Origin of the sequence: Rathayibacter tritici (genome assembly GCF_001641005.1) — a bacterium.
Classification (GTDB): Bacteria; Actinomycetota; Actinomycetes; order Actinomycetales; family Microbacteriaceae; genus Rathayibacter; species Rathayibacter tritici.
Genome location: NZ_CP015515.1, coordinates 736,140 through 751,959 on the forward strand (window position 1 = coordinate 736,140; position 15,820 = coordinate 751,959).

The window sequence follows — 15,820 nt, forward strand, 5'->3', positions numbered from 1 at the left end:
CCCGACTCGACCAAACGCGCAGCGCCCGCCTCCTGGGTCCTGCGCCGCGCTTCACGTGACACCCTATCGATAGCCAACAGAGTCATTCCTTCCATCAGGAGGCCCACTCCTTACACACACCATCAGACACGCTCGCGTATCGCCGATTCGTGTATCCGGCGCCGAACTGCCTCTGGCAACTCGACGCCACCCAATACGCGCTCACGGGCGGCCGGACGTGTGTGATCTTCCAACTCATCGATGACCACTCTCGCGTCGCTGTCGCCTCCCACGTCGCGTCCGGTGAAACCACGGAAGGCGCGCTGGCCGTGGTCCGCAAAGGGATCGCTGCGCGCGGAGTACCCCGGAAACTCCTCTCCGATAACGGTGCCGCGCTGAACCCGACCCGGCGCGGCGTCCGCGGCCAACTCGTCGACTACGTCACCGCGCTGGGCGTCGAAGCGATCACCGGGAAACCCGGGAAACCAACCACGCAGGGCAAGAACGAACGCTTCCACCAGACCCTGTTCCGTTGGCTCGACAAACAGCCCCTCGCCGCAACCCTCGACCAGCTACAGACGCAGGTCGATGAGTTCGATGACATCTACAACACCCAGCGCGGACACCAAGCCCTTCCCGGCCGGATCACCCCGCAACAGGCATGGAACGCGACCGACCCCATCGAACCGCCCCGACCCGCTCCCGCCCCCGACCTTCCCCAGCCGCTCACGAACACCTCGGGAACCGCGACCAGAACCGTCACCGCGAACGGCGTCATCGGAGTGGCCAGCACCCACGTCAAAATCGGCAAAGCCCACGCCAGAACGACCGTCCACGTCACCTGGAACCTCGACGCCATCACCGTCACCGACGCCCACGGCACCCACCTCGGGACCTTCCCCCGACCCCCCAAAGGCACCCGCTACATCGGCAACGGCAAACCCCGCGGCTTCATGGCCACCCACACACCGTCACCGATGTCCCGAGACACCAACCGTCACCCATGTCCCGAGACACAACCGTCACCCATGTCCTGAGACATCACATCAGCCCTTGACGGTGTCGCTTCCCGGAGTAGTTCGCTCTCCCCGTCACGGCGCGGTTCCCGGTGGGAACATCGGTGCCGTCGACCAGGACCACTCGGCCCTGGATAGCCGTCTTTAAACACACCCCCGACAAACAGCAGGCCTGCTCGATCAGCGGGACGATCCGCCGATATGCGCGAGAAATCGTGGGCTGCGACACACCGAACATATCCGGCTCATCGTAATTGAGGGTGTAGTCGGGGTCTGAAGCCGCCAGTTTCGAGCAGGCTGCGGGCGATGTAGTTGGTGAGGTTGCGGAAGCCGAGGGCGGACCCTCGGAGGTGTTCGAGGCGGCCGTTGATCGCTTCGGTGGGGCCGTTCGATGTGCCGGGGCGGTCGAAGTAAGCGAGGATGTCGGCGGCGCGGGCGTTCATCGTGCGGCCGAGGGTGACCAGCTCTTTCAGGGCTCGTGGGACCTTGCCGCTGATCGAGTCGATCAGCGCTTGCATCGCCGTCTTCCCGGCGGTCCGATCCGGGTCGCGGTAGGCGGCGATCATGCGTTGATAGATGCCCCAGGTCGCCTCGACCTCGACGTGCTCGTCGACCGCGAACACCGTCTTGAGGCGGGCGTGTTGCTTGTCCGTGAGGAGGTCGGCGCCGGTGTGCAGGGTCCGGCGTGCCGAGTAGAGCGGGTCTCTGGAACGGCCGCGGTGCCCCGTCGACTGTTGTTGGACGCGTTGCCGGCAGCGGTCCAGGGCGTCGCCGGCGAGGCGGATGACGTGGAACGGGTCCATCACCGGAACCGCGTCGGGCAGTTCTTCCGCGGTCGCGGTCTTGAACCCGGTGAACCCGTCCATCGCGACGACCTCGACCCTCGCCCGCCAGGTGTCGGGTCGGTCGGCGAGCCACTGCTTGAACACGGCCTTCGAGCGCCCCTCGACCATGTCCAACAGCCTGGCAGGCCCAGTTTTCGCGCGGATCGGAGTGAGATCGATGATCACCGTGACGTACTTGTCTCCGCGGCGCGTGTGGCGCCAGACGTGCTCGTCGACACCGATCGTGGTCACGCCCTCGAACCGGGTCGGGTCATCGATCAGGACCCGTTTCCCCTCGGCGAGAACAGCCGCGTTCGCGGTATGCCACGACACCCCGAGGCCGGCCGCGACACGGGCGACGGTGAGGTGCCCAACGACGAGGCCTTCCAGCGCCCACCGCACGCCGCGGCGGGAGAGCTTCGCCCGCGGCTGCGCGGCCTTCGTGATGTCTTGTCGCCAGATCCGGCCGCAGCCCGTGCATGCGTAGCGGCGCACCCGGACCAACAGGGTCGTGGGTCGCCAACCGAACGGTTCGTGCGCGAGACGCCGCGTCACCGTGTCCCGAGGCACGCCCTCCGCACCACACTTCACGCACCACGGATCAGGGTCAACAACCCGACATTCCAGCACCGCCCGATCGGGCGCAAGATGCTGCCCGACAACACGAAGGCCGAGCTCGTCCAGGCGGCAGAAGGTCGTGAGATCAGGGTCGTCGAAGGTAGCGTGAGACACGTCGAGGTCTTTCTGATGGCTGGCGTAGGAACCTCCATCATCGGAAGACCTCGACCCCACTCCCGGCCACGACGCGCCGACCCCACACTCGTACGGCTACACCCTCAACTGCGAAGAGCCACATATCCGCGATAGTCGCTTGGTTCACGTTCTGCCGCAATAAGATCAGAGTCATAACGACCTGCTCGCGAATGTTCAGCAGCACCGGGCGTCCCGAAATCTCACCCCTCCCCGCGACAATCTGCCATATCCGACAGATCAGCTCCGTCAATTGCTCCGCATCCAGGCCTGTAGTAGAGTCGTACCGCATCGGCTTCCCGTTCCGAAAATAGCGAGCTTTGGAACTTCTATTCTCCCGAATGGGAAGCCGATGCCTCGGAGCGACACGCCCGAATCAGACCTTATGAATAACGCTCTAAGAGCGTTATTCATAAGGTTTGTTTCGCGCGTGTCGCTGTGAAGACATCGACTTCTCGCGGGAGAGAATGGAAGTTCCTACACGCCATTCTTGAAGCGAGAAGTCGATGCGCTATGATTCTACTACAGGTTTGACCTCTGGGCAGGTGACGGAGTTGGTGGCTCGGCTATTTCAGGTCCTGTCCGGGCGTCCATCGTTGCCTGGCCGTCCCGCGCTTCTCAACCTGCGGGAGCAGGTCATCCTGACTTTGCTGCTGTTGCGACAGAACCTGAACCAAGCCGCCGTCGCGGATCTGCACGGCGTCTCCCACGCCACCGTCTCGCGGATCTACCGGCGCGTCGTTCCGCTGATCGAGCAAGCCTGCTGCTTCTCAGGGATTTCCCTGGAAGAAGCTGTCCGAGGCCGTCTCGTCCTGGTCGATGGGACAGACGTTCCCACCGGGAACCGCGCGAAAACGGGTCGGTCGAATTACTCCGGGAAGCGGCACCGACAAGGCCTCAATGTGCAGATCGCCGCAGATCTGGACGGCGGCCTCCTCGCCGCGTCAGACCCTGTCGCCGGCGCCCGACATGATCGTGTCGCTCTCGCGCTCTGCGGCTGGGAGCCGATCCTCGATGACACGGACTGGATCGCCGACCCGGGCTACATCGGCACCACCGCGACCACTCCCCGCAAACGACCCCACGGCACCACCCTCGACGACAACACCAAGAAATCGAACCGGGAAATCTCCAGAACCCGATCCGCAGTCGAGAGGTGCATCGCCCACTTCAAGAACTGGAAAATCATCGCCACCGGCTACCACGTGAGGTGCCCCATTCTTTCTGGACCACCGCGGAATTGGTAGGATTACCGCGATGACCGAAAGGAAGGCCCGGGATGTCCAGTTCCCGTGGGAAGTATTCTCCGGAGTTCCGCGCGGAGGCAGTGCGCGAGGTGATTGATAGGTCGCGATCCGTCGCGGACGTCGCTCGAGAGCTCGGACTGGTTCCGCAGACCCTCACTAATTGGGTGGCTGCGCATCGCCGAAGCAGTGCCGGCGGCGAAGAAGAACTGACCGTTCAGGACAGGGCGCGAATAAAGGAACTCGAACGGCGGGTCCGCGAACTCGAAGAGGAAAACCTGTTTTTGGGAAAAGCATCCGCGTTCTTCGCGAAGAAGTTCCGCTAGCCGCCAAGCTCGAACTCATTCGCCGCGAAGAACGCGACCCCAGCCGCACGCTATCAATCCGCGGACTGTGCCAGGCGGTCGGCGTCAATCGATCTAGCTATTACGAATGGCGCGATCGCAAGACCTCCGCAACCGCTGAATGGCGTATAGGTATCACCGAACTCATCCGAACAGCCTTTCAGGCCTCCGATGGCACCTACGGCTACCGCCGCATCACCGCGCAGCTGGCGCGGTGGGGCCGTCCAGTCGCCCACGAGACCGTCCGCCGGCTCATGCGCGCAGCAGGACTGGAACCCTGCCAGCCCAAGCCCTGGCGGCCGGTGACCACGACCCCAGGCGATCCGACTGACATCCCCGACCTCGTCAAGCGGGACTTCACCACAAACCGACCCGGCTGCAAATGGGTCGGTGATATCACCTATATCCGCACCTGGGAAGGATGGGTCTACCTCGCGACCGTCCTCGACTGCTATTCAAAGAAGGTCGTCGGGTACGCCCTCGCCGACCACATGCGTACCGAACTCGTCAGCGAAGCTCTCGAAATGGCGGCAAGGAACCAGCCGAACCGGGCCGCGAAAACGATCTTCCACAGCGACCGCGGCTCCGTTTACACCTCCGCCGACTTCGGGAAACTCGCGAAGAAGCTCGACATCAGACAATCGATGGGCCGGACGGGAGTCTGCTGGGACAACGCGTGGGCCGAATCATTCAACGGAACACTGAAGAACGAGCGCTGCAATCGCACTCAATATCCGACAAGAGAGAAAGCGATCCGCGACGTGACACGGTACATCGAGGCTTATGCAAAATTGGTTTTTTGCCGAGTGAAAAAGATGAGTCCGCGGACGGCGTTGAAGGCATCTCGGAAGGTGCGCAGTGGCCGCCGGTAGTCGGTGTGGAATATCCGCCAGGTCTTGATGCTAGCAATTGTTCTCTCGATCACGTAGCGGTGGGTGTTCACGAAGCGATTGTGGTGTTTGGCGTAATTTGGCAGATGTTCTTCGCTTGGCCTCTTCTTTATTGGTGTGACCATTCCGGTGCCTTGATAGCCTTTGTCGGCCAGCGTGTTCGAGAGGTTAACGGTGTCGGCCAACCCGGTTTCTCGAAACGCGTGGGCATCGTGATGCTTGCCCGCGATCGGATCCGAAATGTGGATCAACCGACCGGAGAGATCGGCGAGGACCTGGCAGTTGTGCCCCGTGGTCATGTGTTTCCCGGAGTACAGCTCTGGCGCGTCCGACCAGGACCAGCACGGCAGGAGCGTGCCGTCGATGACGGCCGTTGTCCCGCGGAGCGCGGCCTCGACGTCCGGTTGCTCGTCGTCTATCACGACATTGAGCATCGCCTCAACCGACGCGATCGTTCGCGACACGGTCGACTGACTGACACCGACCACATCAGCGATCAACTGCTCGGTCACATTCTGGCGATAATAGAGAAGAGTGACCCGCAATGCTCCCTCGAGGGAAAGTCTGCGCGGACGTCCTCGCCGCCGACGCCACATGAACTCGTTCTCGATCCGTTCGGCGAGGATCGCGTAGTGCTCGGCCGTCATTCCCGTAGTAGACTGTGTGCGCACCGGCTGGTTCCTTTGCGAAGAGTTTCTGTTAAAGGCTGCTCTTCAATCAAAGCGGATTAGCCGGTGTTATTCGTGACCGACACGCGCAAATCCATCTCGATCAATCGTATTTTGCATAAGCCTCATCGAACTGCGTTACAATCAACAACGACTTCACTCGGGGCTTGACTATCGGACCCCGAACGAAGCCGAGCAGGCATGGATCACCGAGAACCTCGCCGCGTAGACAACTATTCAACTGGTCCAGGAAACGTTGGGCAGCTCAACGGACGCCTCAGCGAACTCACCGCCATCATCCGCACCATCACAAAACTCGAACTCTACCGACTCGGCTGGTAAACAACCTTATGAATAACGCTCAAAGTTCTCGATATTGGGAATCGTGCCCGAAAATGGTTTCTGTACATCGGCGGTCAGAGCCGCAACGAGTGCTTCCTGATTGCTGAGGGTCCCGTGCATGTGCCCGTCAGCCTCGGCGAGGTTATCCGCTAAGGAGGCGTAGTACATCTTGATGACGCTCTCGTTGAACCCATTCACGATCGCGACGATCCTGCCGTCCAGCAGCTGATCCGCTCGCTTGTCCGCTTGCGGTTTAAGCTTGTACTCGACTGTCGCTTTCATGGGGGTCGTATCCTGAAGGGTCAGGATGTCGCGCGAGAACGACTGAGGAATGTACAAGATCGCATCCACAGAGCCATCGGTGTACGCCTTCTCAGCGACGGAGCGGGAAAGCACGATCCAGTTGTACTCGGAATCCTTCGAGATCCGGTCGACGAATGACGTGCCGAACGTATACTGATCGCCATTGAACTCGGAGGCCAGATCCTCATTGACCAGCCCCACGGTGGGCCTGACATCGTCGGCGCTCTGCGCGGCATCAGCATTCACAGCCACGAAACCTATGCACAGCGCGACCACCAGCACGGCTGCCGAGGACAGCCGCGCAAGCCTCGATCGGGGTTTTGTCGACATGTTCGTCATACACATACTCCTTCGACTGCCTTCACTACACTCGCAGACGCATCGCAATGCGCAGGGTGATCACGCACGGACTCACCGCTGATCGAACCACGGACGCGACGATTGCTGACCGATTACCGCCGTGCACAGTTTCACGGCAACCGAGGCGACGGTGCACTCAAGCGGAAGGCAGTCACCGAAGCCGCGCGGTCCGCAGTACGAGATCGATGCGAACGAGAGGCACATTACTACGCTCGTCGAGGATGCTGGCGGACGTCATCGCGGCACGCCGAGAGACGACCGGCCGCTGCGTCAGCGTTGTCCAGGCGCGCGAGCGGCGCGAGCGTGGGACGACCTCCCGATCAGGGGCGACGCCGTAGCAGCTCGGCTCTCGACCGGGAGGCCCTCATCCCGTCTCGCCGACGACAGCGCGTCGTCACACGTCCCCCAACCTCCCCGGCCAGTACACCTAGAATTGCGCAGTGCTCAAGTTGGTCGTGCTCCTCTCCGGCGGCGGATCGAACCTCCGCGCCCTCCTGGATGCCACGGGCGAGGAGGACTTCCCGGCCCGCATCGTCGCCGTCGGAAGCGACACCGACGCCGCGGGCTTCCGGCACGCCGACGAGCGCGGCACGCCCTCCTTCATCGTGGCGCCGAGCGACTTCGCCTCGCGCGACGAGTGGGGCGCCGCCCTGCTCGAGCACATCCAGGAGTGGGAGCCCGACCTCGTCGTCTGCGCAGGTTTCATGCGGATCCTGCCCCCCGTGGTGGTCGACTCGCTCAGCCCGTGGATGATCAACACGCACCCCGCCCTCCTGCCGCTCTACCCCGGCGCCCACGCTGTCCGCGACGCACTCGCCGCCGGTGCGACCGAGACGGGCGTCACCGTGCACGTCATCGACACCGGAGTCGACACCGGCCCGATCATCGCCCAGGAGAGCCTCGCCGTGCTCCCCGGCGAGAGCGAGGCCGAGCTGCACGAGCGCATCAAGACCATCGAGCGACGCCTGCTGGTGCAGACGGTGCTCGACATCGCCCACGGAACCGTCGACCTCGAGGAACTCGCCCGCGCATGAGCATCACCGCCCACGACCCCAGCAGCTACGACGACCGCGACCTGGTTCCCGTCCGCCGGGCACTGATCTCGGTCAGCGACAAAACCGGACTGCTCGAGCTCGGAGCGGCCCTCGCCGCGGCCGGCGTCGAGCTCGTCTCCACGGGCTCGACGGCCGCTTCCCTCCGCGACGCCGGACACAAGGTCACCGACGTCTCGGCCGTCACCGGGTTCCCGGAATCGCTCGACGGCCGCGTGAAGACGCTGCACCCGGCCGTGCACGCGGGCATCCTCGCCGACTTGCGCCTAGCCTCGCACCGGGAGCAGCTGCAGGAGCTGGACATCGCCGCCTTCGAGCTGGTCGTGGTCAACCTGTATCCGTTCCGCGAGACCGTCGCCGGTGGGGCCGACGCGGCGACCGTCGTCGAGAACATCGACATCGGCGGCCCCGCCCTTGTGCGCGCCTCCGCCAAGAATCACGCGAACGTCGCGATCGCCGTCAACCCGGCCGACTACTCCGGCATCGTCGCCGCTCTCGCCGTGGGCGGCACGACCCTCGCCGCCCGCCGCACCCTCGCGGCCCGCGCCTTCGCGCACACCGCCTCCTACGACAGTGCCGTCGCCGCCTGGTTCGCCGGGCGGGAGGCGGACGAGGGTGTCGAGGGATCCGTCGAGATCCGCGGGACCCTCCAGCAGGTGCTCCGCTACGGCGAAAACTCGCACCAGACGGCGGCGCTCTACGTCTCACCCGACGGCACCGGCATCGCGCAGGCGACGCAGCTGCACGGCAAGGAGATGTCCTACAACAACTACGTCGATGCCGACGCTGCCGTCCGCGCGGCCTACGACTTCGTGCTGCCCGCCGTCGCCATCATCAAGCACGCGAACCCCTGCGGCATCGCGATCGCGAGCGCGAAGGCCATCGACCCCATCGCCTCCGCCCACCGCCGCGCCCACGAGTGCGACCCGGTCTCGGCCTTCGGAGGCGTGATCGCCGCGAACCGGCCCGTCACGCTCGCGATGGCCGAGACGGTGAGGGAGATCTTCACCGAGGTGCTCGTCGCCCCCGGATTCGAGCCGGAGGCACTCGAGGTGCTGAAGACCAAGAAGAACCTGCGCCTACTGCAACTCCCCGACTTCTACGCCCCCGTCGAACGCGAGTTCAAGCAGATCTCGGGCGGCCTGCTGCTTCAGGAGCCGGACCGTTTCGTCGGCGGGCCCGGCGAGGTTAGCTCCGGCTGGCAGCTCGTCGCCGGCGAGCCGGCCGACGCCGACACGATGCTCGACCTCGAATTCGCGTGGAAGGCCTGCCGCGCGGTCAAGTCGAACGCGATCCTGCTCGCCCATGCCGGCGCCTCCGTCGGCGTCGGCATGGGGCAGGTGAACCGCGTCGACTCCTGTCACCTCGCCGTGACCCGTGCCGGCGAGCGCGCAGTCGGCTCCGTCGCCGCCTCCGACGCGTTCTTCCCCTTCGCCGACGGCCTCGACGTGCTCCTCGCCGCCGGTGTGAAAGCGGTCGTCCAGCCTGGAGGATCGGTCCGCGACGCCGAGGTCATCGACGCGGCCACCCGCGCAGGCATCACGATGTACACGACGGGGGAGCGGCACTTCTTTCACTGAGTGACGGGCGGGCGCGCCCGTTGGGGCTGGTCTTCCACGCCGCTCCTTGCGCGGCGTGGCGCAGTTCGGCTTGTGGGCGGGGGTAGAGAGGCGACCGGCCGGTCTCATAGGGGGATGCAAGGGGTTCGACAGGTGGGGTGCGGGCTGCGCGCGTAGGGTCGGCGGGTGCATTCCGATTCGACGCCCGACCGCCCGCCCGTGACCGCCGTGACCACTCGCGCCACCGACCGGACGCCCGCGACAGGGCGCCGCCTCCTCTTCGCGCTGCTCGCCGCCGCGGCCACCGCCCTGGTCGCGCACCTCGCGAACCTGCTCGCCTACTTCATCGGCAATCAGCTCCAGCCGGGGTCGATCCCACAGGTGAACGCCTACTTCCTGCTCTCCAGCGTGCTCGGCTTCGTCGTCGTGCTCGCACTGGCGATCGCCGGAACCCTCGGCCGCGCCTGGCTCGCGGCCCTCACCGGGCTCGTCGCGGGCGTGGTCGGCGCCGTGTTCGGCACGCTCGTGCAGGCCAGCGCCACCGGTGACCCTGTCACCGGCGCGGTGTGGGTGTCGATCTTCCAGACCTTCGCCGGACTCAACCTTGTCTTCCTCCTGGCCTTCATCGTCTCGGCGGCGACCGTTGGACGCGCTCTCTGGCTCCGCGTCCGCACCGACGAAGCCCCGGGTGCCGCCTCCGCTCGCCGCATCGCGCTGGTTCGCGCACCGGCCGCCGACCTCTCGGCCGGCGAACTCACGCACCTCGAGCGCGTCCCCGTCGATCAGCAGCGCGCGCAGCAGCAGTGGGAGGCGTACGTCGACCTGCTCGAGCGGGCGGGCTGGGAGAGCGTCGAAGCCGCGCCCGCGCCCGACCTCGCCGACTCCGTGTTCCTCGAGGACGCCGTCATCGCCTTCGGCGACCACGCCGTGATCGCTCGCTCCGGAGCGGAGTCCCGCCGCGGTGAGGCCGCCGGTGCGGAAGAGGCGGTCCGCGCCCTCGGCCTCACCGTCGACCGGATCGAGGAGCCGGGGACGCTCGACGGCGGCGACGTCCTCACAGTCGGCTCGACTGTCTACGTCGGCCGTGGACGCCGCACCGACGCGGCCGGAGTAGCCCAGCTGCGCGCGATCCTGCGCCCTCGCGGGTACGACGTCGTTGCGGTACCGCTCTCCACGGTGCTGCACCTCAAGAGCGCCGTGACCGCCCTGCCCGACGGCACCGTCATCGGCTGGGAGCCGGCCGTCGACGAGCCCCGCCTGTTCCCCTCCTTCCTGCCGATGCCGGAGGAGCCCGGCGCCCACGTGGTCGTCCTCGACGACGACACCCTGCTGATGGCTGCCTCCGCTCCGCGCAGTGCCGAGCTGCTGAGGAGCCTCGGCTACCGCGTGCTCACCGTCGACATCTCGGAGTTCGAAAAGCTCGAGGGCTGCGTGACCTGCCTCTCGGTTCTCGTGCGCTGACGGCGGAGGCGAGCGGGCGCGAGTGCGCGACGGCCGCTGGACGGGACACGTCGTCCGGGTATAGCCTTCAAGGCTGCCCGGGCCCCCGTCCCGGTGGCATTCCTGTCTCCCCACTCCTCCCGGCTCGGGGAAGGCTCCGTCCTCGTCCCGAAAGCACTGCACCGTGTCCGCACCCGTCCTCCCGTCACCCGGCGCCGCCGAGCAGAAGCGCCCCAGCACCCGGCGGACGCTGCTGCGCCTCGTACCCTTCGTCGGTGATGCCCTGCCCCGCCTGGTGAGCGGCATCGGGGTCGCTCTCGTGGCGAGCCTGGTGTCGCTGGCCATCCCGCTCGTCCTGCAGCAGCTCGTCGACGGTCCGCTGGGCGACGGAGCGACGGCCGCCGGCTCCGGCGACCTCGGCCCGCTGATCGGCCCCGTCACCATCATCCTGGTGCTCGGCGTCGTCGAGGCCGGTGCTATCGCGCTGCGGCGCCGGATGGTCCTCACCCCCAGCACGCGCATCGAGGCGCGCCTGCGCTCGGCCCTCTACAGCCGCCTCCAAGACCTGCCGGTGTCGTTCCATGATCGCTGGCAGAGCGGTCAGCTGCTCTCGCGGGCGATGAGCGATCTCAGCCTCATCCGCCGGTGGATCGCCTTCGGCTTCGTGCTGCTCGTGGTCAACGCGGTGACGATCGTCGTCGGCTTTGGCGTCCTCGTCTACTGGAACCCGATCCTCGGCGCGCTCTTCGTCGTGTGCTCGATCCCGGTCTGGATCTACGGATTCGCCTTCGAGAAGCGCTACTCGAGCATCGCGCGCCGCAGCCAGGACCAGGCCGGCGATCTGGCGACGACCGTCGAGCAGTCGGTGCACGGCATCCGTGTGTTGAAGGCGTTCGGGCGCCACCAGCACGCGCTCGAGAACTTCGCCGGGCAGGCCGAGAAGCTCCGCGGTACCGAGATCGACAAGGCCCGCGCCATCGCCGGGATTTGGCTCGTCCTGCTGCTGGTGCCGGACATCGCCTTCGCACTCTGCCTGCTCGGCGGGGTCTGGCTCGCCGCGGACGGCCAGCTGAGCGTCGGCGAGCTCTTCGCCTTCTTCGCCACCGCGACCGTACTGCGCTGGCCGGTCGAGTCGATCGGGTTCCTGCTCTCGATGACCTTCGACACCCGCACTGCTGTCGACCGCTACTTCGAGGTCATGGACAGCCGGAACACGATCACCGACCCGGAGGAGCCCGAGACGATCGCCGACCCGCGCGGTCGCGTGCGCTTCCGCGACGTCCACTTCCGCTACCAGGACGCGCCCGAGCGCTACCGGGATCTGCTCGACGGGGTCGACCTCGAGGTGGAGCCCGGCGAGACGATGGCGCTGGTCGGCATCACCGGCTCCGGGAAGACCACGCTCACCGCGCTGCTCCCGCGGCTCTACGACGTGACCGGCGGAGCGATCGAGCTCGACGGAGTAGACATCCGCCGGCTCCGGCGGGAGGAGCTGCGCACGCACATCGGCATGGCGTTCGAGGACGCGACGCTCTTCTCCACCAGCGTGCGCGAGAACGTCCTGCTCGGCCGCCCCGAGGCGAGCGAGGAGGAGCTGCTCGAGGCGCTCGAGATCGCGCAGGCGGACTTCGTGCACCGGCTCCCCGACGGCCTGGACACGACGGTCGGCGAGGAGGGGATGAGTCTCTCCGGCGGCCAGCGCCAGCGCCTGGCCCTCGCCCGGGCCGTCGCCGCCCGCCCGGCCGTGCTCGTGCTCGACGACCCGCTCTCGGCGCTCGACGTCGACACGGAGGCGCGGGTCGAGGCGGGCCTGCGCCGGGTGCTCGGCGACACCACCGCGATCATCGTCGCGCACCGTCCGTCGACGGTGGCGCTCGCCGACCGTGTGGCGCTGATCGAAGAGGGGCGCATCACCGCGGTCGGCACCCACAGCGAGCTGCTCGCGAGCAGCCCGCACTACCGCTTCGTCATTTCGAGCCTCGAGGAGGACGAGCTGACCCGGCCCGCGGGGATCGAGCGCATCGGCTCCCGCCCCGCGACGACCCGCCAGGAGACGCGATCATGAGCACGCTCGGTTCCTCCGAGGAGCGCGACGACCTCTCGCGCGCGGAGTCGGCGTCGCTGCGCCGACGTTCGCTGCGGCTCCTCGGGTCGCTGCTGCGGCCGCTGCGGCTCAGACTGGTGCTGACGGCGGTCGTCGTGGTCGTCGCGACGGCGGCGCAGGTCGCGGGTCCAGCGCTGATCGCCGCGGGCATCGACAACGGCTTGCCCGCGGTGCTCGCGGGGAACGCCGTTCCGCTGGCCGTGACCGTCGGCGCCTACATCCTGACCGGGCTGATCGGCGCGCTCCTGGTCGCCTGGTACACGGTGCTGTCGGCGCGGGTCAGCCAAGCGATCCTGATCGACCTGCGCAAGCGCGTCTTCCTGCACACGCAGAAGCTGAGCCTGGAGTTCCACGAGAACTACACCTCCGGCCGAATCATCTCGCGGCAGACCAGCGACCTGGACTCCATCCGTGAGCTGCTCGACTCCGGAATCAACCAGTTGGTGCAGGGCGCGCTCTACATGGGCTTCGTCGCGATCGCGCTCGTCTCGCTCGACGGAGTGAGCGGCATCGTGCTCGCCTGCGCCCTCGTACCGCTCGCGCTGCTGACCCGCTGGTTCCAGAAGCGCTCGCAGGCGCTGTTCCGCGGCACCCGAGTCGCCTCGTCGCGGCTGATCGTGCAGTTCGTGGAGTCGATGACCGGCATCCGCGCGGTGCAGACGTTCCGTACTCAGAAGCGCAACGAGACGGTGTTCGGGGGAGTCGTCGAGCAGTACCGGCTCGCATACAAGCGCGTCTTCGGCGTCTTCGGCACCTTCGATCCCGGGCTCGTGCTGATCGGCAACATCACGGTCGCCGTGGTGTTGTTCATCGGCGGCGTCCGCGTGCTCGACGGCGGGCTCGAGATCGGCGCGCTGCTGGCGGTCCTGCTCTACACCCGGCGCTTCTTCGACCCGGTGCAGGAGATGGCGATGTTCTACAACTCCTACCAATCGGCGGCGGCCGCGCTCGAGAAGATCTCGGGCGTGCTGGCCGAGGAGCCGAGCGTCCCGGATCCGACCCGCCCGATCGATCTGCGCCAGGCGCGCGGCAGGCTCGGCTTCGAGGGCGTCCGCTTCGCCTACACCGCCGACCGCGAGGTGCTGCCGCGCTTCGATCTCGACATCCCCGCGGGGCAGACCATCGCGCTTGTCGGATCGACGGGTGCCGGCAAGACGACGCTCGCCAAGCTGATCTCGCGCTTCTACGACCCGAGCGACGGCGTGGTGACCCTCGACGGCGTGGATCTGCGGCAGCTGCATCCGAAGGACCTGCGGCGCGCGATCGTGATGGTGACGCAGGAGGCGTACCTCTTCTCCGGGTCGGTCGCCGACAACATCGCGATCGGTCGGCCGACCGCGTCCTACGACGAGATCGTGCGCGCGGCGCAGGCTGTGGGCGCGCACGAGTTCATCCAGGCGCTACCGGACGGCTACGACACGGACGTGAACAAGCGAGGGGGCCGCGTCTCGGCGGGGCAGCGGCAGCTGATCTCGTTCGCGCGCGCGTTCTTGGCGGATCCCGCCGTGCTGATCCTCGACGAAGCGACCTCATCGCTCGACATCCCGAGCGAGCGCCTGGTGCAGCAGGGGCTCCAGACGCTGCTGGCCGACCGCACCGCGGTGATCATCGCGCACCGCCTCTCGACGGTCGCGATCGCCGACCGCGTGCTGGTGATGGAGCACGGCCGCATCGTCGAGGACGGCGCTCCGGAGGCGCTCATCGCCGGCGACGGCCGCTTCGCCACCCTGCACGCGGCCTGGCGCGACTCCCTCGTGTGAGGCGCGGCGCGCTGACGTGCGTGCGTGCGATGTGCAGGGACGCGTGCGATGTGCAGGGGATCCTCGTGAAGAGGGCGATCCTGCCGCGAGAATGAGCCGACGAGAGGCGGATCCCCTGCGAATCGGACGGTTTCCTGCGGATCGGACGGCTTCCTGCGAATCGGACGGCTTGCTGCGGATCGGACGGTTTCCTGCACATCGGACGGTCCCCTGCACAGCGGACGGCGGCGGACGGCGGCGGGCGGCGGCCCCGCGTGCCGGACGAGTCAGGGACGCCAGCGGCCGGCGCGCATGTCGACGCGGTAGCCGCCCGGAGTGACGACCAGAGGCGTGCCCTCGCGCTCGTACTCGTGGCGAGCCCGCTCCTCGTGTCCTCGTGGTGGCGCACCGCCCGAGCGCACGACACGCCACCATGCGACGTCCGAGCCGTAGTGCGCCATCACCATGCCGACGACCCGCGCCGCTCGACTGCCGAGCACCGCGGCGATCTCGCCGTACGCCATCACGTGCCCGGGCGGGATCGACTCGACGACGCCCAGAACTGCCGCGATGAACTCCGGCCGATCTGCGTCGACCTGATCACTCAGAGCGTCAGCGCCCCGATGTTCTCGCCGTACTGCGTCTCGCCGACCACCTCGAAGCCGATCCAGCGGAAGAACTGCTCCGGGCCGTCCTCGCCCGACTCCCAGATCACGGTGAGGGTGCCGAAGCCGCGGGCGCGGGCCTCCTCGGCGGTGGCGCGGACGGCGAACGTGCCGACGCCGCGGCCCTGCTTCGCGGCGTCGATGTTGATGCGCCAGATGCAGCTGCGGAACTCCTCCGCCGCCTCCGGATCGAAGTGCGCGTGGATGAAGCCGACCAGCTCGTCGCCGTCCATCACGGCGCGTTGCCAGGAGGCGCCGGGGTCGATCACAGCGGCGGCGGCGGAGTAGGAGACCGGCGCGATGAACTGCTCCTGGCCGGGTTTGAGGCTCAGCCCGTTCACGGCGGAGATGTTCGAGGCGGACAGCTCTTCCAAGCGAAGGTCACTCATGCCGTCACTGTAGCGGCGGGCCGCATGGGGGGCATCCTCCTGGCGGGCGACGCATGTAGTTCCCTGAGCCGATGGCGGAGAAGTGTCTCGACATCGAGACAGTTGGAGCCTCGGGTAGGCTGGCGGAGGCCATCCGGAGCGGTGCAGAGCCG

Annotated in this window: 16 protein-coding genes and 1 pseudogene; 10 read left to right on the forward strand and 7 right to left on the reverse strand. The window is 66.9% G+C overall.

Features of this window, described 5'->3' with window-relative positions:
• Positions 1-134 precede the first annotated feature (134 nt).
• Positions 135-1,016 (forward strand): annotated as a pseudogene (locus A6122_RS03480) (integrase core domain-containing protein); the annotation flags it as partial.
• A 4-nt stretch (positions 1,017-1,020) separates the two neighbouring features.
• Here A6122_RS03480 and A6122_RS16365 read toward each other — a convergent pair.
• From A6122_RS16365 to A6122_RS03490, 3 genes are read right to left on the reverse strand one after another with little or no spacing between them, the layout of a single operon-like run.
• A complete protein-coding gene (locus A6122_RS16365; RefSeq protein WP_157593779.1) occupies positions 1,021-1,233 on the reverse strand; it encodes a hypothetical protein in 213 nt (70 codons plus the stop codon).
• Between the two features lie 7 nt (positions 1,234-1,240).
• Positions 1,241-2,551: an ISL3 family transposase gene (locus A6122_RS03485; protein WP_068250249.1), complete on the reverse strand. Its 1,311-nt coding sequence runs from the start codon at positions 2,549-2,551 to the stop codon at positions 1,241-1,243.
• A 37-nt stretch (positions 2,552-2,588) separates the two neighbouring features.
• On the reverse strand, positions 2,589-2,861 hold the full coding sequence (locus A6122_RS03490) for a hypothetical protein (RefSeq protein ID WP_068251681.1): 273 nt from the start codon (positions 2,859-2,861) through the stop codon (positions 2,589-2,591).
• Positions 2,862-3,075: 214 nt separating this feature from the next.
• Between A6122_RS03490 and A6122_RS15515 the strand changes: the two genes are divergently transcribed.
• From A6122_RS15515 to A6122_RS16915, 3 genes are read left to right on the forward strand one after another with little or no spacing between them, the layout of a single operon-like run.
• On the forward strand, positions 3,076-3,816 hold the full coding sequence (locus tag A6122_RS15515; RefSeq protein ID WP_084415787.1) for a transposase family protein: 741 nt from the start codon (positions 3,076-3,078) through the stop codon (positions 3,814-3,816).
• A gap of 32 nt (positions 3,817-3,848) precedes the next feature.
• On the forward strand, positions 3,849-4,139 hold the full coding sequence (locus A6122_RS15520) for a transposase (protein WP_084415695.1): 291 nt from the start codon (positions 3,849-3,851) through the stop codon (positions 4,137-4,139).
• A gap of 56 nt (positions 4,140-4,195) precedes the next feature.
• Positions 4,196-5,029 (forward strand): IS3 family transposase, encoded by an 834-nt coding sequence (locus A6122_RS16915; protein ID WP_237358308.1) that lies wholly within the window; start codon positions 4,196-4,198, stop codon positions 5,027-5,029.
• On the opposite strand, the gene A6122_RS03495 is transcribed toward A6122_RS16915, so the two are convergent.
• On the reverse strand, positions 4,939-5,694 hold the full coding sequence (locus A6122_RS03495) for a transposase family protein (protein ID WP_084415693.1): 756 nt from the start codon (positions 5,692-5,694) through the stop codon (positions 4,939-4,941). The genes A6122_RS16915 and A6122_RS03495 overlap by 91 nt on opposite strands.
• 222 nt (positions 5,695-5,916) lie before the next feature.
• Here A6122_RS03495 and A6122_RS16375 point away from each other — a divergent pair, with 222 nt between their 5' ends.
• Positions 5,917-6,057: a hypothetical protein gene (locus tag A6122_RS16375; RefSeq protein WP_157593781.1), complete on the forward strand. Its 141-nt coding sequence runs from the start codon at positions 5,917-5,919 to the stop codon at positions 6,055-6,057.
• Positions 6,058-6,063: 6 nt separating this feature from the next.
• On the opposite strand, the gene esaA is transcribed toward A6122_RS16375, so the two are convergent.
• Positions 6,064-6,699: a type VII secretion protein EsaA gene (esaA, locus tag A6122_RS03500; RefSeq protein WP_068251684.1), complete on the reverse strand. Its 636-nt coding sequence runs from the start codon at positions 6,697-6,699 to the stop codon at positions 6,064-6,066.
• Positions 6,700-7,160: 461 nt separating this feature from the next.
• Here esaA and purN point away from each other — a divergent pair, with 461 nt between their 5' ends.
• The 5 genes from purN (at position 7,161) to A6122_RS03525 (ending at position 14,635) form a co-directional block, all read left to right on the forward strand.
• Positions 7,161-7,754, forward strand: a complete 594-nt coding sequence (purN, locus tag A6122_RS03505) for a phosphoribosylglycinamide formyltransferase (RefSeq protein ID WP_068251687.1) — start codon at positions 7,161-7,163, stop codon at positions 7,752-7,754.
• Positions 7,751-9,352, forward strand: coding sequence for a bifunctional phosphoribosylaminoimidazolecarboxamide formyltransferase/IMP cyclohydrolase (gene purH / locus A6122_RS03510; protein ID WP_068251690.1), 1,602 nt, complete (start codon positions 7,751-7,753; stop codon positions 9,350-9,352). The genes purN and purH overlap by 4 nt, the downstream gene beginning before the upstream one ends.
• 165 nt (positions 9,353-9,517) lie before the next feature.
• Positions 9,518-10,792, forward strand: coding sequence for a dimethylargininase (gene ddaH, locus A6122_RS17515; protein WP_269465687.1), 1,275 nt, complete (start codon positions 9,518-9,520; stop codon positions 10,790-10,792).
• Positions 10,793-10,955: 163 nt separating this feature from the next.
• Positions 10,956-12,836, forward strand: a complete 1,881-nt coding sequence (locus A6122_RS03520; RefSeq protein WP_084415789.1) for an ABC transporter ATP-binding protein — start codon at positions 10,956-10,958, stop codon at positions 12,834-12,836.
• Complete coding sequence (locus A6122_RS03525) at positions 12,833-14,635, forward strand: ABC transporter ATP-binding protein (protein ID WP_068251692.1); 1,803 nt, start codon at positions 12,833-12,835, stop codon at positions 14,633-14,635. The genes A6122_RS03520 and A6122_RS03525 overlap by 4 nt, the downstream gene beginning before the upstream one ends.
• A gap of 266 nt (positions 14,636-14,901) precedes the next feature.
• Here the strand turns inward: A6122_RS03525 and A6122_RS03530 are convergent, their stop codons facing one another.
• Both A6122_RS03530 and A6122_RS03535 read right to left on the reverse strand, forming a co-directional pair.
• Positions 14,902-15,324 carry an MGMT family protein gene (locus A6122_RS03530; protein ID WP_308471239.1) on the reverse strand — a complete coding sequence of 141 codons (423 nt, stop codon included), beginning with the start codon at positions 15,322-15,324 and terminating at the stop codon, positions 14,902-14,904.
• Positions 15,219-15,668, reverse strand: a complete 450-nt coding sequence (locus tag A6122_RS03535; protein ID WP_068251698.1) for a GNAT family N-acetyltransferase — start codon at positions 15,666-15,668, stop codon at positions 15,219-15,221. The genes A6122_RS03530 and A6122_RS03535 overlap by 106 nt, the downstream gene beginning before the upstream one ends.
• Between the last annotated feature and the right edge of the window lie 152 nt (positions 15,669-15,820).